This window comes from Streptomyces sp. ATCC 21386, assembly GCF_018728545.1.
GTDB lineage: Bacteria > Actinomycetota > Actinomycetes > Streptomycetales > Streptomycetaceae > Streptomyces.
In genome coordinates this window covers 1,119,435-1,142,531 of the sequence record NZ_JAAVVL010000001.1, presented here as the reverse complement: position 1 = coordinate 1,142,531, position 23,097 = coordinate 1,119,435, and the positions used below count along the sequence as shown (strand labels likewise).

Here is a 23,097-nt window from a genome sequence, read left to right as displayed (position 1 = left end):
CGGGGCTGAGGCAACCGATCATGAAGATCCACAAGTACGACACCGTCATCGTCGGCGCCGGCGGCGCCGGTATGCGCGCGGCCATCGAGTCCACGCAGCGCAGCCGGACCGCCGTGCTGACCAAGCTGTACCCCACCCGCTCCCACACGGGCGCCGCGCAGGGCGGCATGGCCGCCGCGCTCGCCAACGTGGAGGAGGACAACTGGGAGTGGCACACCTTCGACACGGTCAAGGGCGGTGACTACCTGGTCGACCAGGACGCCGCCGAGATCCTGGCGAAGGAGGCCATCGACTCCGTCCTCGACCTGGAGAAGATGGGCCTGCCGTTCAACCGGACCCCTAACGGCACGATCGACCAGCGCCGCTTCGGCGGTCACAGCCGCAACCACGGCGAGGCGCCGGTCCGCCGGTCCTGCTACGCGGCCGACCGCACCGGCCACATGATCCTGCAGACGCTGTACCAGAACTGCGTCAAGCACGGCGTGGAGTTCTTCAACGAGTTCTACGTCCTGGACCAGCTGATCACCGAGGTCGACGGCGTCAAGAAGTCGGCCGGTGTCGTGGCGTACGAACTGGCGACCGGCGAGATCCACATCTTCCAGGCGAAGGCCGTGATCTACGCGTCCGGCGGCTGCGGCAAGTTCTTCAAGGTGACGTCCAACGCGCACACCCTGACCGGTGACGGCCAGGCCGCCGTCTACCGTCGCGGACTGCCGCTGGAGGACATGGAGTTCTTCCAGTTCCACCCGACCGGCATCTGGCGCATGGGCATCCTGCTGACGGAGGGCGCCCGCGGTGAGGGCGGCATCCTCCGCAACAAGGACGGCGAGCGCTTCATGGAGAAGTACGCGCCGGTCATGAAGGACCTCGCGTCCCGTGACGTCGTGTCCCGCTCCATCTACACGGAGATCCGTGAGGGCCGCGGCTGCGGTCCCGAGGGCGACCACGTCTACCTCGACCTCACGCACCTCCCGCCGGAGCAGCTGGACGCCAAGCTCCCGGACATCACCGAGTTCGCGCGGACCTACCTCGGGATCGAGCCCTACACGGACCCGATCCCGATCCAGCCGACCGCGCACTACGCCATGGGCGGCATCCCGACGAACGTCGAGGGTGAGGTCCTCAGCGACAACACCACCGTCGTCCCCGGTCTGTACGCCGCCGGTGAGGTCGCCTGTGTCTCCGTGCACGGCGCCAACCGTCTCGGCACCAACTCGCTGCTCGACATCAACGTGTTCGGGCGCCGGGCGGGCATCGCGGCCGCCGAGTACGCCCAGAAGGCGGACTTCGTCGAGCTGCCGGAGAACCCGGAGTCCCTGGTCGTCGAGCAGATCGAGCGGCTGCGCTCCTCCACGGGCAACGAGCGCGTGGCGGAGCTGCGGCGCGAGCTGCAGGAGACCATGGACGCCAACGTCATGGTGTTCCGCACCGAGCAGACGATCAAGACGGCCGTCGAGAAGATCGCCGAGCTGCGCGAGCGCTACAAGAACGTGGCGATCCAGGACAAGGGCCGCAGGTTCAACACCGACCTGCTGGAGGCCGTCGAGCTGGGCAACCTGCTCGACCTGGCCGAGGTCATGGCCGTCTCCGCGCTGGCCCGCAAGGAGTCCCGCGGTGGTCACTACCGCGAGGACTACCCCAACCGCGACGACGTCAACTTCATGCGTCACACCATGGCGTACCGCGAGGTCGGCGACGACGGCTCCGAGACCGTCCGCCTCGACTACAAGCCGGTCGTCCAGACCCGCTACCAGCCGATGGAGCGTAAGTACTGATGGCTACCCCCGTTCTGGACAAGGTCGAGGCGGACTCCGCCGCCTCCCCTTACATCACGGTCACGTTCCGCGTGCGCCGCTTCAACCCCGAGGTCGCGGCCGAGGCGGTCTGGGAAGACTTCCAGCTGGAGATCGACCCCAAGGAGCGCGTCCTCGACGGTCTGCACAAGATCAAGTGGGACGTGGACGGCACGCTGACGTTCCGTCGTTCCTGCGCCCACGGCATCTGCGGGTCGGACGCCATGCGGATCAACGGCAAGAACCGTCTGGCCTGCAAGACGCTGATCAAGGACATCAACCCCGAGAAGCCGATCACGATCGAGCCCATCAAGGGCCTCACGGTCCTCAAGGACCTGGTCGTGGACATGGAGCCGTTCTTCCAGGCGTACCGGGACGTGATGCCCTTCCTGATCACGAAGGACACCAACGAGCCGACGCGTGAGCGGTTCCAGACCGCCGAGGACCGTGAGCGCTTCGACGACACCACGAAGTGCATCCTCTGCGCCGCGTGCACGTCCTCGTGCCCGGTGTTCTGGAACGACGGCCAGTACTTCGGTCCGGCCGCGATCGTCAACGCCCACCGCTTCATCTTCGACTCGCGCGACGAGGCCGGCGAACAGCGGCTGGAGATCCTCAACGACCGTGACGGCGTGTGGCGTTGCCGTACGACGTTCAACTGCACGGACGCCTGCCCGCGCGGTATCGAGGTCACCAAGGCGATCCAGGAGGTGAAGCGGGCGCTCATCACGCGCCGCTTCTGATCCGCCTCCGCAACGCATGAGGAAGGCCCGCAGGATCACCTGCGGGCCTTCCTCGTGCTCGGGGCGTGCACGGCGGGCGTGCGGCCCGTGCGTGCGCACGCACGAGGGCCCCGTCCCCGCGCGGAGCCTTGGGGGAAGCTCCGGGGTGGACGAGGCCCTTCGGTCGATCACCTGAGCGGCGATCCTCCGCACTCAGCCGCGCAGGACACGACCCTGCGAGTCGGTGCGGTCGTTGCTCGTGAGGAACAGGATGCCGTCGATCAGGGACCAGAAGCCCAGACCACCGCAGGTGAGGAGCTGGGCGACGCCCACGCCGACGGAACCGACGTAGAAACGACCGATGCCGAGCGTGCCGAGGAAGAGCTGCAGGATGCCCGCGACGATCTTCGACTTGTCGGAGTACGGGCGACCCTGCGGGTCGTGGCCGAAGGGAGCGTCAGGGGTGGGGACGGTCATGGAAGTAACTCCTGGATTACTGACTGAGATACCGAAGCGGATTGCTCCGGGAGCGATCACAGGAGGAAAGGCGTGGCAGAGAACGTGCTGCGTCCGGGCACGGCGAACACCGGCCAGCGATCGAGCACGACGTAATCCCCCGTCATCCCCCCTGTAGCGGTTGCAGCGTAATGAGACGTGAGGGGCGGATGGGAGTGGATCAGGGCGATCGTTCCGATTCCGTGATCCGATTCCAGCCAACTTGCGACAACTGAGCAAGATAAAGCGGGCGTAAGGGATTTACGGGTGCGGCGCGGGCTCGGCGCGGGCCGACTCAGCGCCGATCGGCTCGGTACAGATCGGCTCAGTGCAGATTGCGGACGATCGTCCACGTCACGGCGATGCCCAGGATCAGAGCCTGGGTGCGGGGCTTGAGCGCGGGGCGCCAACGGCGGCCGCGCAGCCCCTCGAAGGCCCAACGGCCGAGCAGGGCGAGCGCGAAGGGCGCGGCGAGCAGCAACATCCGGTTGTCGTGCCAGGCCGCGGTGAACTGGCCGTGCATCAGGTCGTACACCATGCGGGTGCCGCCGCAGGCGGGGCAGAGCAGCCCGGTGACGTAGCGGAACGGGCACTGGGGCAGCAGGTGGCCGGGCTCGTGCGGGTTGGTGCCGTACAGGTACGCGGCGCCCGCCAGCCCGGCGGCGGCCACCGCGAGGGGGGCTGCCGCCGGATGCCGGAGGGTGCTGAGGCCGCGCTCAGCCACGCAGGACACGTCCGTTGGAGTCCGTGGTGTTGCTGCTGGTGAGCAGGATGATGCCGTCGACCAGCGCCCAGATGCCGAGGCCGCCGCAGGTGAGGAGCTGCGCGACACCGAGACCGACGTGACCGATGTAGAAGCGGCCGACACCGAAGGAGCCCAGGAAGAGCGAGAGGATGCCCGCGACGATCTTCGACTTGTCGGAGTACGGGCGGCCGTACGGGTCGTACCCGTACGGGGCGTTGGGGTCGCCCGTGTACGCGCCGCCCGGCGTCGGGGGCACCTGGTAGCCGCCCTGGGGGTAACCGCCCTGCTGCGGGTAGCCGCCCTGCTGGGGGTAGCCGTAGCCGGGCTGGCCCGCGCCCGGCTGCTGGTAGCCGCCCTGCGGAGCCCCGTACGGGCCGGCGCCCGGCTGGCCGGGGGCGGCGTTCGGGTACCCGTATCCGGGCTGCGGCGGCTGCGGGGGCTGAGCGGGCTGCTGAGGCTGCTCGGTCACGGTACTGACTCCTGCGTGTTGTTTGCTTGAGCGGCTGAAAAACTCACTATGGGCTGTCCGTCATATTGCAGGAGGGGAGGGCCCGGAGAGAAGTTGTTACTTCGACCGGTCCCGCCCCGACTCCCGCATGTGGGCGGAGTCACAGCCCCTGATCGCAGTTGGCTGAGGATCGTCGGGTCCGTGATCTCCGTGTCCTTGGCGAGCAGCATCGCCTTGCTGAGGATGACTGCGAGCATACGGTCGCCCTCGTAGGGGAGACAGCCGGTCTGCGGGGTTCCGTTCCTGCCGTTGGGGCCCAACTGGCAGGACCGACAGTCAGCCCAGATCCTCCGACATGGGCCCGTACTCCTCCCACCCCTCCGGGTCCTTCTCCACGGCGTCGAGCAACCGGCCGAACGCCACCTCCTCGTAGAGGACGCCGGAGTACGCCTCACGAACCCTGTTTCCGTTGATGACGGCGGTGGGCGTGCCGGAGGCCTCCCGATCGAAGACCTTCTCGGACCTGGCCACGAAGTCGCGGTACTTCATTGTTCTGACGGCGGAGTCGAACGCCGGGCCGCGCAGGCCCTCCACCTCGGAGGCGAGTTCGAGCAGATACGCGTCGGTGAAGCCGTCGACGATCTCCTCGGGCTGGTTCTCGTAGAGCACGGCGTGGTACTCGGCGAACTTGTCCTCCTCCAACGCGGCCCGCAGCGCGTTCACCGCCTTCTTCGAGCCACTGCCGCCCAGATTGTCGTCCAGGAAGGAAGCGAGGGTGTACTCGGCCACCACCCTGCGCGCGAGCGTCCGCTCACGCGCGGCGGGGCCGCCGGTCCGCTCGTACTCCTCGCAGACGGGGCAGCGCAGATCCTCGTAGAGACGGAGGGTGACGGGCGCGTGGGGATCCCCGACGCGGATCGTCGTACCGTCGGCGTCCAGTTCCTCCGGCACCTCCCGCAGGTCGCCGTACGCGGGCCTCCGCTCCGCCCAGGCCGGTCGCTCACCGCATCCACCGAGCAGCAGCCCCAGTGCGACGGCCACCACGGCCGTCATCCGTCTCCTCCGCGCACCCACCATCGACGCCCACCGCTTCGCCTCAGTGAAATGGCCGACCGGGACGAACAAGTGCGCACCGAGCAAGGGGGCGCGCGACGAAGAGTGACGCGATCTCAACGGCGACAGCGCCAGGGCTCTTCTCGGGTCGTGAGCCGCGCGACGGGGGGTAGCCCGGAGGGCACTCGATCGGGTGATCCACGTCCGGCCGACGGCACGGTTGGCGGCCAGTACACCAGAGTACTAGTATGCACATGTACTACATGGTGATGGCTAATGGCCTGGCATCTTGAAATGCCGGAGAGGTGCGCGACTGGTTGCACGGATTACGTAAGGACGACCGCACCACGGCGCGGCTGGTGGGCCAGGCGATTCAAGCCCTCGTGGAGGAGGGTCCGGATCTCGGACGCCCTCTCGTGGATCGGATCAAAGGTTCCGCCCTGCATCACCTCAAAGAACTGCGACCCGGTTCGGCCGGAGACACGGAGATCAGGATCCTCTTCGCCTTCGATCCCGAGCGCAGCGCGGTACGGCTGGTCGCCGGCGACAAGGCGGGACGATGGACAGCGTGGTATCGCCGCGCGATCCCTCTGGTCGAGGAACGCTATACCGAGTGGCTGGACCACCTGGCCCGGCGACGTCACGAGGAGGCAGAGCGATGACAAGCTTCCACTCATGGGACGAGGTCAAGGAGGAGGTCTTCGACACCGAGGACCTGGACGAGATCATGGCGGGCGCCCGGCGCATGGTCGCCGAGGCACGTGCGCACCGGCTGGCCGAGATGCGCAGGCAACTCGGTCTCACCCAGCGCGAGATGGCCGACCGCATGCACGTGCGTCAGGAACGGGTATCCGCCATCGAACGCGGCAGGACCGAGTCCGCAGAGGTAGGGACGGTCGCGGCTTACGTGGAGGCACTGGGCGGGGAGCTGGAGATCGTCGCGAACTTCAACGGGACCCGGGTGGTCGTGGCGTAGCCCGGCGCCAACGCCCCTCCCCTCGGGTCGCGGCGGTACATCGCCGCTTGGCTGGATCGCGTCCGACGTCCGTGACTGATGGGGCAGTTGACCACACACTGCCCCCATGACCCCCATGACCAACCTGCGGAAAGCCGCGGCCGCACTGTCGGCCGCGGCCGCGATCCTGATCGCGACACCCCCCACAGCCTCGGCAACCCCCGCCCCGCACGCCCCCTCCAGTCACACGTACGGCGGCACGCTCGCCCGGGAGAACTTCGACCGCCTCCCCCTCGGCCCGGTGACACGGGGCCGAGGCTGGACCACCGACACCTCCGACGGCACCCTCACCGTCGTCCCCAGCTCCACCGGCCACGGCCGTGAACTCCGCGTCCACACCGAGGGCAACGGCCGCGCCTTCGTGGTCCTGTCCGACCTCGCCCCGCGCGGCAACAGCTTCTGGGCCCGTATGCGGCTACGCGTGACCGAGTTCCCGACCGCCCCCGACTGGGCCCACTGGACCCTCGCGGAGGCCTCCGGCCCCGACTCCCCCACCCTGGTCCGCCCCCTCGGCGGCCAGTACGCCCCCACCGACAAGGGCAATTTCTGGGGCGTCGGCTCGGACCTGGGCCCGACGGGCGACTGGACCAACTGGAAGACGTCGACCCCGGCGGTCGCCGGCAAGTGGCAGTGCGTGGAATTCCACCTGGACGCCACGGACAACCGCGTCACGGTCTACCTCGACGGCGCACCCCAGCCCGACCTGACCGTCTCCACCACCCAACATGGCGGCACTACGGACGACTTCATCTTCCCCACCTTCGACAAACTGAAGCTGGGCTGGCAGCTGTACCAGTCGAACCCCGCACCGGCGGCGTTCGAGATGAGGTTGGACGACATCGCGGTGAGCGCCCATCGAACAGGCGGCTGCAACGCCTGACCACTACGAACCACGCGCAGCGCTCCCATAGTCCAGAGGCGTCAGCATAGGCGGCAGCGTCGAGAGTTGCCTTTTCCGCGTGGAACAGGGCGTCGACCTCGTCGTGATCAAGGAGCTCCTCGGCCACGCCCACATCGGCGTCACCGCCGGCGTCTACGCCCATGTCCGACTCCGCCTCCAGCGCGACGCCATCGACACTCTGAGCCATGCGCTCGGCAGCCGGGAAGACGACCCCGACGACCCACCAGCCGCAGCCGTCGTCCGCTGAGGTTGCCGTCACCGTTGCCGTCAAACGACTCAGAAGCCCCACCAGAACAAACTCTGGTGGGGCTTCCGGCGATATAACTATTTTGCGGATTGGCGCAACGCGACACAATGCCACGCTGACATTGCGACATTATGCACTTCCACCACGCCGGGGCCTGCGCACTGTCCGCTCGCTCCGCACCCTGGCGCCTGGTTCGCTATTCTACCGGATTCGGCACCAATTCCTGAAAATTTCCTTTCGCCAGGGCTTCGACGGTCCTGCGGATCTCGGCCTTTGTTACCGATCGGACGACCAGCAAGTTAGGAACGGCGAAATACGCGCGATCCGAATCCAGCTCATCATCGAGTTCTTGAACCAGGCGAGTCCGGTCGTAGACCGCAAGTTCGAAGGATCGATTCCCTGCACTCACGACCACTCCCACCAGATAGCCTTTGGCCTCGGTCTCAGCCTCATAGCCATCGAGATAATCGGGAAATCTTACGTCGTATGTCGCCAAGTTCATCCGCCTCCACCGCACATGCACCGAATTTTCGATAGCTCCTCAGCGTACCTCGCCGGGGTTAGATTTGCTCCTGGCGCAGGTACGATTTCATAATGCCTCAAATACTTGCCTCGTTGAATGACTCGAAGCGTGTCAGGCATGGATGCCGGATTAATTCCATGTGACTCGAAACCACGGCTCGTGATACTTCCAGGATTATCGAACAAGGAAACGCCGTGCGTTTCCTTAACGAATCCTGTTGCGGGGTCCACCTTGTAGTCGTTCGGTCTCGGCGCAAAGCTCGGCCCGCCGCCCTTGGCCCCGCGGTAATACTCCGCTGGCCCGCAGTTGGAATTGTGCACGAGAACGGGTGTCTTGCCCGCCAGCACATAGTACGTGTGCTACGCGACCACGCTCTACCTGCTTCTTTGCAGGTCAGCGGGGTTTTAACGGTGCGTCGGGGTCCGTGATTGTGCGCTGATGTCCGTGGTTGTTGCCGTCACTACTGCCGTCAGAGGACTGGACCACTGATCCTGTGGGCGGCTGCCGACGGGCTATTCGGTGCCGAGGATGCGCAGGCCATGGTGGGTCCTGAAGTCCTCGTAGTCCTTGAGGTTGAGCGTGGCCAGCGGCAGGTCATAGGTGAGGCAGCACGCCGCGATCCACATGTCGTTGATCGGGCGGGGGCGTCCGCGCTGGATGCCGGCGGCCGACAGTCGGCCCCACATCGCCGCGACGGGTTCGTCGCCGGGAAGAATGGGGATGCCGGAGAGCCAGTCGGCCAGTTCCTGGCGGCTTCGGGAGCCCCAGTGCCGGATCTCGGTCCACTTGGTCAGCTCGCCGAAGGTGACGAAGGTGATCAGCGGCTTCCGGCCGATCAGGCGAGTAGCCAGCGGACCGGTGAGCTTGCGCTTGTGGGTCAGCGAGGCAACGTCGGTGTCGAGGATGACGGGCTGCACGGCGGCGGCTCAGGCCACGTCGCGGTGGCGCTCGGCGTACGTGAAGGCCAGGAACTCCTCCAGCTCCTCATCCGACTCGAAAGTGTCGGCGGCGAGGTCGTCCAGGGAGCGGATCGGCTGGGTGTTCTTGGCCGCGAGGAGTTCCTCGACTGACAGGCGGGGCCTGATCGGCGGGTAGGCGGGGTGGTCCGCGTCGGGTGTGCTCATCGGGACCTCCACCGGGGCATGCTGCGGGCTGACAGAGCTCAGCATACGGGGCGGAACTCCCGGGGACACCGGGCTTTCACCCGTCCGTACCGCCACCCGAACGGCCGTCCGTTCGACGCCCCGGGTGTCGGTGCTCGTAGGAAGGCTCCCGGCTCGCCATTGGCGTAGTCGGTGACCGGTGGGCACCGTACCTGTCCTGGCTGGCCGTGGCCTACGCGGATGCGGATCTGCCGGGGAGGGCCCCCTTCAGGCGTCGGGGTGGCGGCGCGGAGGCCGGGCCGGGAAGGGGAGGGGCCTGCCGAGAGGGCCGACCCGCCGGGAGCACTGCTCCCCGCCGCAGACGGGGCTGGCCCCCACCCTCGGTGAGCCCCGTGCGACGCACGTGAGGGTCGGCCCCCTGACCGGTCCTACGCCTGCGATCCGGCCGTAGGACGGTCACAGGCGACAACTTGCTCTGCCAGGAGCCCGATTCCGGTCAGCCCAGCGAGCCGGCCGGTTGCCGCTCCCGCCGCCCGACCGCCCGTCGGCTCGGCCTCCAGTAGCGCCTGATCCCGGTGAGTGAACGGCGGGTCTGTCGGCGACGGCGGCCAGCCCTGGCGAGCCAGGCCCGCCTTGAACCTCGTAGAGAAAATCTGAACGCGCACCCCGGGCCACCTGTGTGTCCGGTCCCGGGTGATGCTTGACAGTTCGATCCCAGCTGATGGTTGACAGTGGCCGTGATCGGCTTTTCTGTGCACGTCGTTGCGGCGTGTGGCGGGAGGCCGGGATTGGCGCTGGTGGAGTTGTCGGTTGTCGAGCAGAGATACCGGGCGGTCCTGGCCGTGCTGGCGGGTGCGACCGTGACCGAGGTGGCCGCTCAGCTGGGCGTCTCGCGGCAGACGGTCAGTGGGTGGAAGTCGAGGTATGCGGCCGCGGGCCTGGCAGGTCTGGCAGACCGGTCACGTAGGCCGGCCTCGTGTCCGCATCAGGCGTCCGCCGAGGTGGAAGCGGCCGTGTGTGAGCTGCGGCGCAAGCATCCGCGGTGGGGTCCGCGGCGGATCGCTCACGTGCTGGAGCGGTCCGGGACGGTGGCGCCGGTGCCGTCGCGGATGACCGTTTATCGGATCCTGGTCCGCCATGGGCTGGTCGAGCCGGGGGTCCGGCGCCGGAAGCGGTCGGATTACAAGCGCTGGCAGCGCGAGCGTGCGATGCAGCTGTGGCAGATGGACATCGTCGGCGGAGTCATGCTGGTCAACCCGGTGACCGGCGAGCTGACCGAGGCGAAGATCGTGACCGGCGTGGATGACCATTCCCGGTACTGCGTGATCGCGTCGGTGGTCGAGCGGGCGACCGGACGGGCGGTCTGCGCGGCCTTTGCCCGGGCCCTGCAGATGTTCGGGGTGCCGGAAGAGGTGCTGACCGACAACGGAAAGCAGTTCACCGACCGGTTCGGCCGTGGTGGTGAGGTGCTGTTCGACCGGATCTGCCGGGAGCACGGGATCGCGCACCGGCTGACCCAGCCGGCGTCGCCGACCACGACGGGCAAGGTTGAGCGGTTCCATCAGACGCTGCGGCGTGAACTCCTCGACGACTGCGGTCCGTTCGAGAGCATCAGGGAGGCTCAGGCGGCGCTGGACGAGTGGGTGCAGGAGTACAACTCCGATCGTCCGCATCAGGCGCTGGACATGCACTCTCCCGCCGACCGGTTCACCCCGGTCCCCGAGCAGGAACGGAATGTGCTGGGCCTGAAGATCCCCGGCGTGCTCGCGCTGGTGCCGCAGCAGCGAACGGCTCCCGCGGCGGTGCCGGATCCGGTCGGGGTGGTACCTGCTTCTGTCCCTCTTCCTGAGGTGGTGCAGGCGGACGAGGGTGGGCCGGTGGAGTTCGAGCGGGTGGTGCCTGCGAGTGGGAATCTGCAGGTCGCGGGCAAGCAGTTCTGGCTCGGTCCGGCCCGTTCGGGGCTGACGGTGATGTTCTGGGCCGACACTTCGGTGATCCATCTGCTGATCGCCGGGACGCGGATCAAGAGCGTGCGGTCGCACCTGTCGGTGGCGGATCTCGCGCAGCTGGCCGCCCGGGGTGGACGTGCGGCCGGGCCGCCGCCGCTGCCTGCCGGGGACGGGGTCGCGTTCGAGGTGGACCGAGCGGTGAACAACAGCGGACTGGTGGGCCTGGCCGGGCATCAGGTGCTGGCGGCGGAGATCCTGGGCGGCCGCCAGGTGGGTATCCGGATCGACGACGAAACGCTGTCGTTCTTCGACCCGGCCTCTCGGGATGCTGAGGGTGCGACCCAACCCGCTGACCAGCGAGGAAGTCCGCGGACTGCGCGGTCTGCGTCCGGCCGGCCCGCCGCCACGGCCCCGCGTGGAGCCGGTCAGCGTGCAGCGACGGATCAGCGCGGTCGGCACGATCATGGTCTGCCGACAGACCGTCCCGCTCGGCCGCCCCTACGCCGGCCAGACCGTGACCGCACACGTGTCGGACACGACGATCAGCGTCGAGCTGGACGGCCAGATCCGCGTGATCCGCCGCACGACCGATGTCCCGGTCCGTAACGTGAAAGCGAACAAGCCCCACGGGGCTTCCCATGTTTCCTAGGCCTACCGTCAAGCCTCAGGTGGGACCAGAACGTCGTGCATCAGCTGGGACCCGACACCCCGGGCCACCCCGGGCCACCTGTCGGGCAGGTCAGTCGCTCTGCTCTCCGTTGCCCGCTTCCAGAACCGCGACGCGGGCGCGGAGCTCGGCGAGCTGCTCGACCGCCTCGGCCAGCGCCTGCTCCAGTGCCTCGACGCGGGCCGCCGTCCCGCCTGCGGGTGACGTCACTTCCGGGTGATCGAGGTCATCCGCGTCAGCCAGGTCGTGGTGGGCGACGAAGGCACCCTTGCCCGGGCGGGATACCGCCCAGCCGTCCTGCTTCAGCAGGGCCATGGCCTTCTGCACGGTCAGGCTGGAGGCCCCGAACTCCCGCATCAACGCGGTCTGCGTCGGCAGCGCGTCGCCCGGCTTCAGCCGCCCGGAGTTGATCTGCTCCCGCAGGGTCTCGGCGATGACCTCGAACGTCAACTGCACCCCGCCGACCGCCGGCCTGCGCCCGCGCCGCGTCGCCATCACGCCCGCCACCCCGCCGCCTTCCGTGCCCGCTATCAGCTATTTCCGGCCCGCCCAAACCGGGAAACCGGCCCCACACTACCCGCGTCCCACCGCCCACAGAAAGGAATGAGGAGGGATGCACTTGAATGCGCCAGTGACCCGATGTTAACGTCACGCACCCGCCGGTGATCACCACCGCGCCCACGCCGACCAGACCCCGCCGGTCCCGGCGTCCGCGCCCGGCTACGAGGCGCCCCGTTCCCCTGTGAGCCGATCGCCTCGGCCTGCCCGCGCACACCGCGCCGCCCCTCCTTACCGAGGGGGCCCCAAGCCCCGCCTCGCTGACGCAGATCGTGTCCACGGGAGACGTCACCGGCGACGGCCGTACCGACTTCTTCGCCACCGCGGGCGACGAACTCTGGGCTCTCACCGGCTACCACGGCGCCACGATCGACCAGGCGATCCGGCTGTCCGGTTCCGCCTGGACCGAGCGCGACATCGTCACCGTCCTGGACATCACCGGCGACGGCGTGACGGACATGGTGTACCGCACGGACGAGCACGCCCAGCTCATGCTCCGCAAGGGCAAGGCGGCGAGCGGCGGCGGCACCGATCTGGACTCCCTGTCCTCCGGCGTCGACTCCTCCGGCGGCACCGACCTCGAGTACGGTTCCGCCGGCTGGTCCAACGCCAACATCCCGCTGCTGATCGGGACCCCGGACGCCAACGGGGACGCCGTTCCCGACGTCTGGACGGTGCGTTCGGACGGTTCGGTCCGCTTCTACGTCGGCGGCAAGACCGCCCTGGCGGGCTCGGGCACGGAGATCGTGGCGCCCGCGAGCTACTGGAAGACCCGGATCGCCATCGGCTGACCGGAGCGAGAGTGGGGAGGGGGCCGGCCGCGGACAGCCGCGGTTCGGCCCCTTTGCCACAACCCTCCCCACCTCCCCTGCCCCGCCGTCCCCCGACCGCGCACGCGCGTGCTGTCGTTCCCGTCGTTGCGCCAGCCGACGCTCTAATCTGACGACATGTCAGACAAAGAGTCATACGAGCCGCACGGTCTGCTCGGTTTCGACAACGTCCTCCTCCCCGTCGGCGACCTCGCCGAGGCCGTCTCCTTCTACGAGCGGGCCGGCTTCGAGGTCGGGTTCCGGCTGGACGAGGCCGGGATCGCGGGGCTGAAGGTCGGCAAGGAGACGCCCGGACTGCTGCTGCGAGTGGAGGAAGAGTTGCGGCAGCGGCCGCCGGTGTGGGCGTCCGCGCGGGTGTGGCTGGAGGTGCCCGACGCGCGGGCCGCCGCGCGGGCCCTCGCGGCGGCGGGTGTGCCGCCGCTCGACGCCCCCTTCTCCGTCGCCACCGGATGGACCGTCGAGTTCGCGGATCCCTGGGGGAACGTCATCGGCCTCACGGACTACAGCAAGCGGCCGGAACTCGCCCGCACCGGATGATCGATCGGCCGTCCACCCGCCCGCCCCCAATCGCTTGAACGTGTTCAAAAACAGCGCTACAGTCTCCCCCAGGACGCTTTGAACGCGTTCAAGAATGCCACTGAGGGGTGGGGACATGGATCTCACGGTCGTCGCGTACGTCGTCTATTCGCTGGTCAGCGTGGGGCTGACGGTATGGGTGGCGCGTACGCTCAGTCGGAACGGGCGGATCTTCCTCTCGGACGTGCTGCGGGGGAACGAGACGCTCGCGGACGCCGTGAACCATCTCCTGGTGGTCGGGTTCTATCTCGTGAACCTGGGCTTCGTGGCGCTGTATCTGAACGCCGACGGGGCCATCACCAGCCCCCGTGAGGTGTTCGAGGCCGTGTCGGCGAAGCTCGGCGTGGTGCTGCTCGTGCTCGGCGCGCTGCACCTGGGGAACGTGTTCGTGCTGAACAAGTTCCGGCGGCGGGGCGTCATGGAGCGGGAGCAGCTGCCGCCGGTCCCGCCGCAGGGCTGGGTCGCTCCGGCCGCTCCGACCGGGCGCGCATGAGCGCCGCGGCCGGGCCGGTCGCCGTGGACCGGGGCGCCGAGCGCGTCCCGGTCCACGGGCTCACCGTGCTGTACGACGCCGGGTGCGGGCTGTGCGCCTTCCTGCGGGAGTGGCTGGGCAGACAGCGGCAGTTGGTTCCGCTGACGTTCGTCGCGGCAGGCTCACAGGAGGCACATCTGCGGTTCCCGTCGCTCGATCACTCGGCGACGCTGGAGGAGATCACGATCGTGGGGGACGGCGGGCAGGTGTACCGGGGGTCCGCCGCCTGGATCGTATGCCTGTGGGCGCTGCGCAAGCACCGGCCGCTCGCGCACCGGCTGAGCACCCCGGCGGGTGCCCGGCTCGCCCGCACCGCCGTGCTCACCGCCGCGAAGTGGCGGGGCGCCCACCGGCAGCCCGGCTCCGGTTACGGGAGCGGCGGGGCCGAGCCGACGGGATGGGCGTACGACCGGCGGTACGGGTGGGTGTACCGGACTCCCGGAGACTGCGACACCGGTACCTGCCCGACTCGTTAGGCTCTGCCCGTGCCCGCAGCGAACGACAGCCCCAGCCCAGAGCCCTTCGACGACCAGCTCGACGCGGAGCCCGGCGGCCCCGGGTCGGCAGCGTCCGTGGCCGATGGCTCCGGCCCCGGGGACGGCAAGGAGCAGTCCGGCACCCGGGGCACCGCCAAGTCCGAGCAGACCCGCGCGCTGATCCTTCAGACCGCGCTGCGGCTCTTCCAGGAGCGCGGGTACGACAAGACGACGATGCGGGCCATCGCGAAGGAGGCCGGTGTCTCTGTCGGCAACGCGTACTACTACTTCGCCGGCAAGGAGCATCTGATCCAGGGGTTCTACGACCGGATCGGCGCGGAGCACCTGGTGGCGGTGCGGCCCGTGCTGGAGCGGGAGAAGGATCTGGAGGCGCGGATCGCCGGGGTGCTCAAGGCGTGGCTGGACGTGGCGGAGCCGTACCACGAGTTCGCGGCGCAGTTCTTCAAGAACGCGGCCGATCCGCAGAGCCCGCTCAGCCCCTTCTCCCCCGAGTCGGCGGGGCCTCGCGAGGAGTCCATCGCCATCCACCGCGAGGTGCTCGCCGGGTCCAAGGCCAAGGTTCCGGACGAACTTCGGGGCATTCTGCCCGAGTTGATGTGGCTCTCCCTCATGGGGCTCGTCCTGTACTGGGTCTTCGACCGGAGCGAGGGGCGCGCCCGCAGCTACCGGCTGGCCGAGCGGGGGGCCCGGCTGACCACCCGGGGTGTCTCGCTGGCCCGCTTCCGGGCACTGCGGCCGCTGGTCCGCGAGGTGCACGAGCTGTTCACGGACTTCCTGCCGGGGATGACGAAGGGGGTTCCGGATCCTGGGGACAAGGGGCGGGCGGCGGAGTGATCACTTTCGGGTGAACGGGATCGAACGGGACATTGCTCGTCGGGCCTGCTTACCATGATGGTCTCGACACCAGCCCATGGGAGGCGCGTGATGTCCGCAGCAGCTGTCGAGCGGTCGCATGAGGAGCGGGCGCTGATCGCCGAAGCGAACCACATCATGGAGAGCGTTCCGGGCCTCCGCGTCGAGATCATCGGAGACCAGATCCTCGTGAGCCCCGCACCGGACGGCCCTCACTCCGAGGCGCTGATGCTGTTCGCCGCCCCCTTCATGCAGCTGGGCCTGGTGCGTGCGCTTCCGGGCATCGGCCTCTGGCTGCCCAGCGGCCCCGAGGACTACGCCATCCCCGATCTGTCGGTCGTCGACGACGACTACCGCGATCACCTGGTGGAGAACAGCTGCTACGACCCGATGTGCTTCCGCCTGGTCATGGAGGTCACCTCCAGCAACTGGAAGACGGACCTGCAGACGAAGGTCACCCACTACGCCAAGGCCCGCGTCCCCGTCTACGTGATCATCGACCGCAAGCACCAGCGCCTCCACGTCCTGACCGATCCGGCGCGGGGCAGCTACGCCAAGCACGGCATCCACATCCCCGGGGAGCTCGTCACGCTCCCCGAGTCCGTGGGCGGCAAGGTCGTGCTTGACGTCGAGCGTCTCCTCAAAGCCGGTCTGTCCTGAACTAGTTGACCGCGTCCACCTCCCCCTCCGCCAGCTCCACGTCGTACACCAGCGGCCCCTCCCCCACGACCACCTGACGCGTACCGGACGCGGACGTCGCTGAGGGCGCCGCCAGCAGATAGGGGCCCGGACCGGGGGCGGCCACGATGTACGAGCCGTCCGCCAGGGATGTCACCCGGTCCAGCTGACGGCCGCCTCGCGACAGCAGAATCACCTCGACACCCTCGACCGGCTCGCCCTCCGCCGTGCGGACGAAGCCATGGATCGCGGAGGCGTGGTCTTCCCCGTTCGCCGAGGGCGGCTGAACCGCCGGAGGCGCTTCCTCCCTCGGCTCCACCGCCAGGTGCGGCAACCGCCTCTCCAGCCCGGCCGGCAACCACCAGTTCGCCTTGCCGAGCAGATGCATCACGGCCGGCACCAGGGCCGTGCGGAGGACGAAGGCGTCCAGGGCGACGGCGGCGGCCAGGCCGATGCCGGCCATCGCGGCCTCCAGTTCGCCGCTGAGGACGAACGCGCTGAAGACGCAGATCATGATCAGGGCCGCGCAGTTGATGACCCGGCTGGTCTCGGCGAGGCCGACGCGGACGGCGCGGGCGTTGTCCTTGGTGTGGACCCACTCCTCGTGCATCCGGCTGACCAGGAAGACCTGGTAGTCCATGGAGAGGCCGAACAGGAGCGAGAGCATGATGACCGGGAGGAACGCGGCGATCGGGCCCTCCTTGCCGATGCCGAGGAGTTCCGTTCCCCAGCCCCACTGGAAGATCGCCACCAGCACCCCGAAGGACGCGGCCGCCGCGACGAGGTTCATCAGCGCGGCCGTCAGGGGCACCATCAGGGAGCGGAAGGCGACCAGCAGGAGCAGGAAACCCAGCGCGATGATCGCCGCGATGAAATAGGGGAGGCGGTCGCCCGTCACCGAGGCGAAGTCCTTCGAGACCGCCGTCACCCCACCCACATGGGCCTCGGCCCCGGACGCCGGGATGACGTCCTCGCGCAGCCGGTCGATGAGCCGGTCCGTCTCCTCCGCCTGCGGTGACGTCGTGGGGACGACCTGGATCACCGTGACGCCGTTCGTGGGCGGAGCGGCGGCCACCTGGGCCACTCCCTCGGTGGACTCGATGCGCGCGAGCAGCCCCTCGGTGTCGGTGCCGTCCACGACGACCTGGAGGGGGCCGTTGAAGCCGGGGCCGAAGCCCTCCGCCAGCAGGTCGTAGGCCTGGCGGGTCGTCGTGGTGTCGCTGTGGTTGCCCTGGTCGGAGGTACCGAGACGGATCGACAGGACGGGGATCGCGAGGACCAGCATGACGACGAGGGCGAGCACGGCGGTGGAGCGCGGACGCCGCTCGACGTAGGCCGCCCAGCGGGCTGCGAGGCCGCTCGTCAGCTCGGGTTCGGGGCCGGTGGCGGCGAGGCGCCGGCGCTCACGGCGGCTGAGGACGCGCGGACCGAGGACACCGAGGAGCGCCGGCAGCAGGGTGACGGCCACCAGCACGCTCAGGACCACCGTCAGCGAGGTCGCGATGACGACGCCGTCCAGGAAGCGGAGGTTCATCACCAGCATTCCGGCGAGCGCGATGCAGACGGTGCCGCCCGCGAACAGCACCGCGCGGCCCGAGGTGTTGAGAGCGGTGACCGCCGCCTCCTCCGGTTCCATGCCGCGCAGGATGCCGCGCCGGTGCCGGGTGACGATGAACAGGGCGTAGTCGATGCCGACGCCGAGACCGATGAGCGAGCCGAGCAGCGGGGCCACGTCCGGGATGTCCGTGGTGTGGCTGAGCAGGGCCGTGGCCATCAGTCCGGTGCCGACCGCGGCGACGGCGACGACGATCGGCAGCAGCATCGCGAAGAGCGAGCCGAAGGCGAGGAAGAGGACGACCGCCGCCGCCAGGATGCCGACCGCCTCGGACGTGCCCTGGGAGACCTGCTGGACCCGCGCGATGGCCTGGCCGCCCAACTCGACCTGGAGACCGGCCCGTTCGGCGCCCTGCGCGGTCTCGATGACGTCGTCGACCAGGTCCTTGGGGACCGAGTCCACCTGCTCGGTGAAGGTCACCTGCGCGTAGGCGATGGTGCCGTCGCGGCTGACGCCCGCACCGCCGCCTGCCAGGTCCCCTTCGTCGTACGGGCTGGTGACGTCCCCGACACCCGCCATCCGGCCGATCTTCGCGAGCGCGGGCTCGATCCGGGACCGCACGGCCTCGTCGTCCACCGCCCCCTCGTCCACCTTCCACACCACCGTGTCGGTGTCGCCCGTGCGCTCGGGGAAGGCCTTGTCCATCAGGTCGTACGCGTGCTTGGAGTCCGTGTCCGGGAGGGAGAGGACGTTCGCGTAGTCCGTGCCCGCGCTCGTGCCCGCGAAGCCGACACCGAACACGGTCCCCACCCACAGCAACAGGACCACCAGCCGGTGCCGATAGCACCACCGTGCCAAGGTCGCCACGATCAACTCTCCTTGTCCTGCGATCGATCGGTCGTCGGTCGCTCGGTCGTCGGTCGGTCCACCAGGTCCGGGCCTCACCCTCGGCCACGGCGGCGGCTGGGCGACATGGGCGGGCCGAAACTCCCAAGGAACTCCAAAGCGGAGCGGCTGCATCCGGGAACTCCGGTGCGGATACTGAGGACATGACCGGAACCGAGCGAGCGACCCCCGGCCACGAGCGAGCGGCCTCCTCCGGCCAGGAGGGCGCGGCGGCCTCCGGCCACGAGGGGGCGACCGTGCTCGTCGTCGAGGACGAACCGAGCATCGCGGACGTCCTCTCCATCGCCCTGCGCTACCACCGCTTCGAGGTGATGACGGCCGGTACGGTCCGCGAGGCGCTCGGGCTCGCCGAGCGCACCCGGCCCGACGTGGTCCTGCTGGACGTGATGCTCCCGGACGGCGACGGCCGCGCCCTGGGCCGCGAACTGCGCGCCAGGCGGCCGGAGTCGGCGCTCGTCTTCCTGACCGCCCGGGACGCGCCCGCCGAGATCGTGGGCGCCCTCGGCTTCGGCGACGACTACATCACCAAGCCGTTCGACATCGAGGTGGTCGTCGCCCGCCTCACCGCCGTCCTGCGCCGTACCCGCCGCACCGACGTGCTGCCCCAGCGCCCGCCGCTGCGCTACGGCGACCTGGAGCTGGACGAGACGACGTACTCGGTGCGCCGGGCGGGCCGCACGGTGGAGCTGACGCCCACCGAGTACGCCCTGCTGCGGTTCCTGGTGCGCAACGGCGGACGGGTCGTCCCCAAGGAGCAACTCCTGCGCCACGTCTGGCAGTACGAGCACGCGCCGGCCGAGTCGACCGTCGTGGAGACCTACATCAGTTATCTGCGGCGCAAGCTGGACACGCTCGGCCCGCCGGTGATCACCACCCGGCGGGGCGTCGGATACGGCCTCGCGTGAGCCGTTCCGGATGGCCGCGCAGGCCGTGTCGGCGGCACGGCCTGTACTCCCTGCGGGCCAAGCTCACGCTCGCGAACGTCGTCCTGCTCGCCGTGGGCGTCGTCACCGCCACCGCGGTCAGCGCGATAGCCATGCGGGTGTACCTGCTCGACAGCGTCGACCGGGAGCTGATGTCGACCCGCGACTCCATCGGCGCCGCCCGGATCAGCATGGAGCAGGTCGACGCGCTCAGCGCGCTGATCGCCCTCAGCGACCGGACCCACGGTGAACCCGCTGCCGACGGCGCCGACTCCCTGGTCCACGGCGCCGTCTTCATCTCGCTGGACGCCGGGGGCGCGCCGCTGACCGTCGCCGGCTTCGCGCCCACCGCGGAGCAGCGCGCCCTCGCCGCCGCGGTGGGCGACCCTGCCGCCCTCGTCGCGGACGACGAACCGTACGACGTCGACGTGGCGGGCGACCCGTACCGCGTCACGGCGGCCCGGATGGACGACGGCACGACCGTCCTGCTCGGCGCCTCCACCACCTCGCTGCACGGGGTCATCGCCAAGGCCCTCAAGCTGGACTTCGCCGTCGGTGGTCTGCTCCTGGCCACGCTCGCCTGTCTGACGCTGTTCGGCGTGCGCCGCCGGATGCGGCCGCTGGAGGACATGGTCGAGACCTCGTCCGCGATAGCCGAGGGCGACCTCACCCGTCGTGTCCCCTCCAGCAGCGAGACGACCCTGGAGGTCGAACAGCTACGGCTCGCCCTCAACTCCATGCTCCAGCAGGTCGAGACGGCCCACCACACCCGGGAACGCAGCGCCGCCCAGCTGCGCCGTTTCGTCGGCGACGCCTCCCACGAGCTGCGTACGCCCCTGGCCGCGATCCGCGGCTACCTCCAGCTGCACGACAAGGGCATGCTCACCGATCCCGGCGAGCGCCGGCGTGCCTGGGACCGGATGAGCGACGAGGTCGACCGGATGGGCCGCCTCGTCGACGAGTTGCTCACCCTCGCCCGTCTCGACCAGCGGCCCGAACTACGGGTCAGGAACGTGGATCTCACCCGCCTGGTCCGCGACGCCGCCGCCGATCTCCGCGCCCAGCAGCCCGACCGCCCGGTCACCGTCCGCGCGGACGGCGTCCTCCTCGTCCGGGCCGACGAGTCGGGCCTGCGTCAGCTGCTGGGCAACCTGGTGAGCAACGTGCGCACCCACACGCCGGCGGACGTGCCCGTGCGGCTCGGGGTGGAACGCTCGGCCGGGACCGTGCGTCTGTACGTGGCGGACGAGGGGCCCGGTCTGGCGGAGGAGGACGCGGCCCGGATCTTCGACCGTTTCTTCCGGGCGGGGGGAGGGGCCGGCAGCGGGCTGGGCATGGCCATCGTGCAGGGAGTGGTGGAGGCCCACGAGGGTGAGGTCGCGGTGAGCACGGCCCCGGGTGATGGCCTGAAAGTGACGGTCACCCTCCCATCAGGGCCCACACGGTCTTCCCGTGCCGACCTCGGCTCCACACCCCCCAGGCCACGGCCAGGTGCTCCACGAGCCGCAGTCCCCGCCCCGTCTCCTCCCAGTCCCCCACGTCCCTGATCCGGGGCACGGTCATGTCCTCGTCGGACACCTCGACCAGGCAGGACCCGTCGGCCAGGGCGGTCACGGCGACCTCGAACTCCCGCTCCAGCAGGGGCCCGTGGCGTACGACGTTGGTCGCGAGCTCGGAGACGACGAGGACGACGTCCGCCAGGTCCCCGGAGCCCTCCTTGTGCCCCCAGGCGACCAGATGTTCCCGTGCGCGTCGTCGGGCCAGCCCCACGGACGCCGGATGCCGGGGCAGCCGGAAGGAGTCGCGTCTCGGCACGTTCGCTCCTCACCCCGGACACACCCCCACACAGAACGATGCGTGGGGCGGGCACGCCGTGTCACTCCCGCGAACGTCCGGCCCACGACTTCGCGTCAGCTGTCACACGGCGTCTGTCATATCCGGTCCAGGGCGTCTGTCATATCCAGTCCAGCCGCCACAGCCGGAAGACGCCGGTGTCGTCGGACAGGTACTGCGCCCCGCCGACGTCCTCGCTGCTGAGCACGTACTCCTTGCGCTGCCACAGCGGGATCATCGGCACGTCCTGGGCCACGACCTCCTGGAGCTCCTTGAAGTCGTCGGCGGCCCGGCTGCGGTCCTCGTACCGCCGGCTGTCCTTGATCAGCCGGTCGGCCTGCCCGCTGCTGTAGCCGTTGTTCAGGGAGCCGCCGGTGCCGACGAGGGGTCCGCTGAAGGTGTCGGGATCGGGGTAGTCGGCGACCCAGCCCACCCCGTACGCGTCCAGCTTGCCCTCGGCGTACCGCTTCTGGAACGCCGTCCACTCGTACGCCTTGGTCGTCACGTAGAACAGCCCGCTCGCCTCCAGCTGCTGCTTCAGCTCGGCGGCCTCGGCGGCGGCCGAGCCGCTGCCCTCGGCGTAGCCGAAGGTGAAGCGGACCGGCATGCCGACACCGGCCTCGTCGAGCAGCTTGCGGGCCCGCTGCGGGTCGGGCCGGGGGTTGGCGTCGAAGAACGAGGTCGTGTGGCCCGTGAGTCCGGCCGGGACGAGCGAGTACAAGGGCTCGGTGGTGCCCTGGTAGACCTCGGCGACCAGCTTCTCGCGGTTGATCAGCGCGGCCAGCGCCTGCCGCACCCGGCGGTCCTGGAACGGCGAGCCCACCCGCACGTTCAGCACCAGGTTGCGGGTCTCGGTGCTGTCGGCCTCGGTGACCCGCTGGTCGAGGTCGCTGGGCGAGACGGCGGCGAGCGTCGCGGGCGGGAGCGTGCGGGTGGCGACGTCCACCCGGCGCGTCTTCCACGCCGTCTGCAGTGCCGCCGAGTCGGCGTAGTAGCGCATCAGGACCGGGCTGCGGGGCCTCTGGGCGTCGCCCTGGTAGCCGTCGTTGGGGGTCAGGCGGGCCTGCCCGTCGCCGTACGACGTCAGGGTGTACGGGCCGGTGCCGTCGGCGCCGCCGTCCGTGCGGAGCCGGTTGACGGGGTACCTGGTCCGGTCGACGATCGAGCCGGCGCCGGTGGCCACCTTGAACGGGAACGTGGCGTCCGGCGAGGACAGGCGGAAGGTGACGGTCGGCCCGTCCGCGCCGACCGACCGCAGGGTGTCGAGCAACCCGGCCGGTCCGACGTCGGAATTGACGCGCTTGATCCGGTCGAAGGAGTACTTGACGTCCTTCCCGGTGACCTCGCGTCCACTGGGGAACTTCAGGCCCGGGCGCAGGACGCATCGGTAGACGGTGAGCGCGTTGCCGAGGAACTCACAGCTGCGGGCGGCGTCCGGCACGGGCGCGGCGCCGCCCGGTTCGAAGGTCAGCAGCGACTGGAACACGTTGTTGAACAGGGCCCAGGACCCGGCGTCGTAGGCTCCGGCCGGGTCCAGCGAGGTGACCTTGTCGGTCGTGCCGACGACGATCGTGCCGTTCTCGTCCCGCTGGGCCGGCATCAACTGCCAGCCACCGATCGCCGCGATCGCCACCACCAGCAGCGACGCGAGAATCCGCATGCGAACCGACCGCATCGGTGCCCCTTCCAAGGACCC

The 23,097-nt window shown here is 69.5% G+C and carries 22 protein-coding genes and 5 pseudogenes; 15 read left to right on the top strand and 12 right to left on the bottom strand.

Features of this window, described 5'->3' with window-relative positions:
* Window positions 1–20 precede the first annotated feature (20 nt).
* Complete coding sequence (gene sdhA, locus GWK25_RS05035; protein WP_215448663.1) at window positions 21–1,775, top strand: succinate dehydrogenase flavoprotein subunit; 1,755 nt, start codon at window positions 21–23, stop codon at window positions 1,773–1,775.
* On the top strand, window positions 1,775–2,536 hold the full coding sequence (locus GWK25_RS05030; protein WP_215448662.1) for a succinate dehydrogenase iron-sulfur subunit: 762 nt from the start codon (window positions 1,775–1,777) through the stop codon (window positions 2,534–2,536). Before sdhA ends, GWK25_RS05030 begins: the two co-directional genes overlap by 1 nt.
* A 192-nt stretch (window positions 2,537–2,728) precedes the next feature.
* Here GWK25_RS05030 and GWK25_RS05025 read toward each other — a convergent pair whose 3' ends face one another.
* The 4 genes from GWK25_RS05025 to GWK25_RS05010 form a co-directional block, all read right to left on the bottom strand.
* The gene (locus tag GWK25_RS05025) at window positions 2,729–2,992 is read right to left on the bottom strand and encodes a TM2 domain-containing protein (RefSeq protein WP_033525300.1); all 264 of its coding nucleotides are present in this window, start codon (window positions 2,990–2,992) and stop codon (window positions 2,729–2,731) included.
* 343 nt (window positions 2,993–3,335) lie between these two features.
* Window positions 3,336–3,734 (bottom strand): DUF2752 domain-containing protein, encoded by a 399-nt coding sequence (locus tag GWK25_RS05020; protein ID WP_215448661.1) that lies wholly within the window; start codon window positions 3,732–3,734, stop codon window positions 3,336–3,338.
* Window positions 3,727–4,224 carry a TM2 domain-containing protein gene (locus GWK25_RS05015; protein WP_215448660.1) on the bottom strand — a complete coding sequence of 166 codons (498 nt, stop codon included), beginning with the start codon at window positions 4,222–4,224 and terminating at the stop codon, window positions 3,727–3,729. The genes GWK25_RS05020 and GWK25_RS05015 overlap by 8 nt, the downstream gene beginning before the upstream one ends.
* A 315-nt stretch (window positions 4,225–4,539) precedes the next feature.
* Window positions 4,540–5,256, bottom strand: a complete 717-nt coding sequence (locus tag GWK25_RS05010) for a thioredoxin domain-containing protein (protein WP_215448659.1) — start codon at window positions 5,254–5,256, stop codon at window positions 4,540–4,542.
* Between the two features lie 305 nt (window positions 5,257–5,561).
* On the opposite strand from GWK25_RS05010, the gene GWK25_RS05005 reads away from it, so the two are divergent.
* The 4 genes and pseudogenes from GWK25_RS05005 to GWK25_RS04990 form a co-directional block, all read left to right on the top strand.
* Window positions 5,562–5,918: a type II toxin-antitoxin system RelE/ParE family toxin gene (locus GWK25_RS05005; protein ID WP_215448658.1), complete on the top strand. Its 357-nt coding sequence runs from the start codon at window positions 5,562–5,564 to the stop codon at window positions 5,916–5,918.
* Window positions 5,915–6,232 carry a helix-turn-helix transcriptional regulator gene (locus tag GWK25_RS05000; RefSeq protein ID WP_215448657.1) on the top strand — a complete coding sequence of 106 codons (318 nt, stop codon included), beginning with the start codon at window positions 5,915–5,917 and terminating at the stop codon, window positions 6,230–6,232. Before GWK25_RS05005 ends, GWK25_RS05000 begins: the two co-directional genes overlap by 4 nt.
* Before the next feature lie 115 nt (window positions 6,233–6,347).
* Window positions 6,348–7,151, top strand: a complete 804-nt coding sequence (locus tag GWK25_RS04995; protein ID WP_215457207.1) for a hypothetical protein — start codon at window positions 6,348–6,350, stop codon at window positions 7,149–7,151.
* 79 nt (window positions 7,152–7,230) lie between these two features.
* Window positions 7,231–7,419 (top strand): annotated as a pseudogene (locus GWK25_RS04990) (site-specific integrase); the annotation flags it as partial.
* A gap of 196 nt (window positions 7,420–7,615) precedes the next feature.
* Here GWK25_RS04990 and GWK25_RS04985 read toward each other — a convergent pair.
* The 4 genes and pseudogenes from GWK25_RS04985 to GWK25_RS04975 form a co-directional block, all read right to left on the bottom strand.
* Window positions 7,616–7,915 carry a hypothetical protein gene (locus tag GWK25_RS04985; RefSeq protein WP_215448656.1) on the bottom strand — a complete coding sequence of 100 codons (300 nt, stop codon included), beginning with the start codon at window positions 7,913–7,915 and terminating at the stop codon, window positions 7,616–7,618.
* Window positions 7,916–7,917: 2 nt separating this feature from the next.
* Window positions 7,918–8,301 (bottom strand): annotated as a pseudogene (locus GWK25_RS44675) (hypothetical protein); the annotation flags it as partial.
* 153 nt (window positions 8,302–8,454) lie between these two features.
* On the bottom strand, window positions 8,455–8,859 hold the full coding sequence (locus GWK25_RS04980) for a type II toxin-antitoxin system VapC family toxin (protein WP_215448655.1): 405 nt from the start codon (window positions 8,857–8,859) through the stop codon (window positions 8,455–8,457).
* 9 nt (window positions 8,860–8,868) lie between these two features.
* Complete coding sequence (locus tag GWK25_RS04975) at window positions 8,869–9,066, bottom strand: hypothetical protein (protein ID WP_093782074.1); 198 nt, start codon at window positions 9,064–9,066, stop codon at window positions 8,869–8,871.
* A gap of 767 nt (window positions 9,067–9,833) precedes the next feature.
* Between GWK25_RS04975 and GWK25_RS44670 the strand changes: the two are divergent.
* Window positions 9,834–10,766, top strand: a pseudogene (locus tag GWK25_RS44670) (IS481 family transposase); the annotation flags it as partial.
* Window positions 10,767–11,733: 967 nt separating this feature from the next.
* Here GWK25_RS44670 and GWK25_RS44200 read toward each other — a convergent pair.
* Complete coding sequence (locus GWK25_RS44200) at window positions 11,734–12,156, bottom strand: winged helix-turn-helix domain-containing protein (RefSeq protein WP_215448654.1); 423 nt, start codon at window positions 12,154–12,156, stop codon at window positions 11,734–11,736.
* A 290-nt stretch (window positions 12,157–12,446) separates the two neighbouring features.
* Here GWK25_RS44200 and GWK25_RS04960 point away from each other — a divergent pair.
* The 6 genes and pseudogenes from GWK25_RS04960 to GWK25_RS04935 all read left to right on the top strand — a co-directional run.
* Window positions 12,447–13,010: pseudogene (locus tag GWK25_RS04960) on the top strand (hypothetical protein); the annotation flags it as partial.
* A gap of 156 nt (window positions 13,011–13,166) precedes the next feature.
* A complete protein-coding gene (locus GWK25_RS04955) occupies window positions 13,167–13,586 on the top strand; it encodes a VOC family protein (RefSeq protein ID WP_215448653.1) in 420 nt (139 codons plus the stop codon).
* 115 nt (window positions 13,587–13,701) lie between these two features.
* Entirely contained in the window at window positions 13,702–14,118 is a 417-nt protein-coding gene (locus tag GWK25_RS04950) for a hypothetical protein (RefSeq protein ID WP_215448652.1), read from the top strand.
* Window positions 14,115–14,633: a thiol-disulfide oxidoreductase DCC family protein gene (locus tag GWK25_RS04945; protein ID WP_215448651.1), complete on the top strand. Its 519-nt coding sequence runs from the start codon at window positions 14,115–14,117 to the stop codon at window positions 14,631–14,633. The genes GWK25_RS04950 and GWK25_RS04945 overlap by 4 nt, the downstream gene beginning before the upstream one ends.
* A gap of 96 nt (window positions 14,634–14,729) precedes the next feature.
* A complete protein-coding gene (locus tag GWK25_RS04940; protein ID WP_215457206.1) occupies window positions 14,730–15,488 on the top strand; it encodes a TetR family transcriptional regulator in 759 nt (252 codons plus the stop codon).
* Between the two features lie 90 nt (window positions 15,489–15,578).
* Window positions 15,579–16,166 (top strand): Uma2 family endonuclease, encoded by a 588-nt coding sequence (locus tag GWK25_RS04935; RefSeq protein WP_184904406.1) that lies wholly within the window; start codon window positions 15,579–15,581, stop codon window positions 16,164–16,166.
* A 1-nt stretch (window position 16,167) separates the two neighbouring features.
* Here the strand turns inward: GWK25_RS04935 and GWK25_RS04930 are convergent, their stop codons facing one another.
* The gene (locus tag GWK25_RS04930) at window positions 16,168–18,597 is read right to left on the bottom strand and encodes an MMPL family transporter (protein ID WP_215457205.1); all 2,430 of its coding nucleotides are present in this window, start codon (window positions 18,595–18,597) and stop codon (window positions 16,168–16,170) included.
* Window positions 18,598–18,881: 284 nt separating this feature from the next.
* Here GWK25_RS04930 and GWK25_RS04925 point away from each other — a divergent pair, with 284 nt between their 5' ends.
* Together GWK25_RS04925 and GWK25_RS04920 are read left to right on the top strand one after the other, a co-directional pair.
* Window positions 18,882–19,550 carry a response regulator transcription factor gene (locus GWK25_RS04925; protein WP_308010674.1) on the top strand — a complete coding sequence of 223 codons (669 nt, stop codon included), beginning with the start codon at window positions 18,882–18,884 and terminating at the stop codon, window positions 19,548–19,550.
* Window positions 19,547–21,115 carry an ATP-binding protein gene (locus GWK25_RS04920; protein WP_374200595.1) on the top strand — a complete coding sequence of 523 codons (1,569 nt, stop codon included), beginning with the start codon at window positions 19,547–19,549 and terminating at the stop codon, window positions 21,113–21,115. Before GWK25_RS04925 ends, GWK25_RS04920 begins: the two co-directional genes overlap by 4 nt.
* Here GWK25_RS04920 and GWK25_RS04915 read toward each other — a convergent pair.
* Both GWK25_RS04915 and GWK25_RS04910 read right to left on the bottom strand, forming a co-directional pair.
* Window positions 20,997–21,383 (bottom strand): annotated as a pseudogene (locus GWK25_RS04915) (ATP-binding protein); the annotation flags it as partial. The gene GWK25_RS04920 and the pseudogene GWK25_RS04915 overlap by 119 nt on opposite strands.
* 139 nt (window positions 21,384–21,522) lie before the next feature.
* The gene (locus GWK25_RS04910) at window positions 21,523–23,061 is read right to left on the bottom strand and encodes an ABC transporter substrate-binding protein (RefSeq protein WP_374200594.1); all 1,539 of its coding nucleotides are present in this window, start codon (window positions 23,059–23,061) and stop codon (window positions 21,523–21,525) included.
* Window positions 23,062–23,097: the final 36 nt, after the last annotated feature.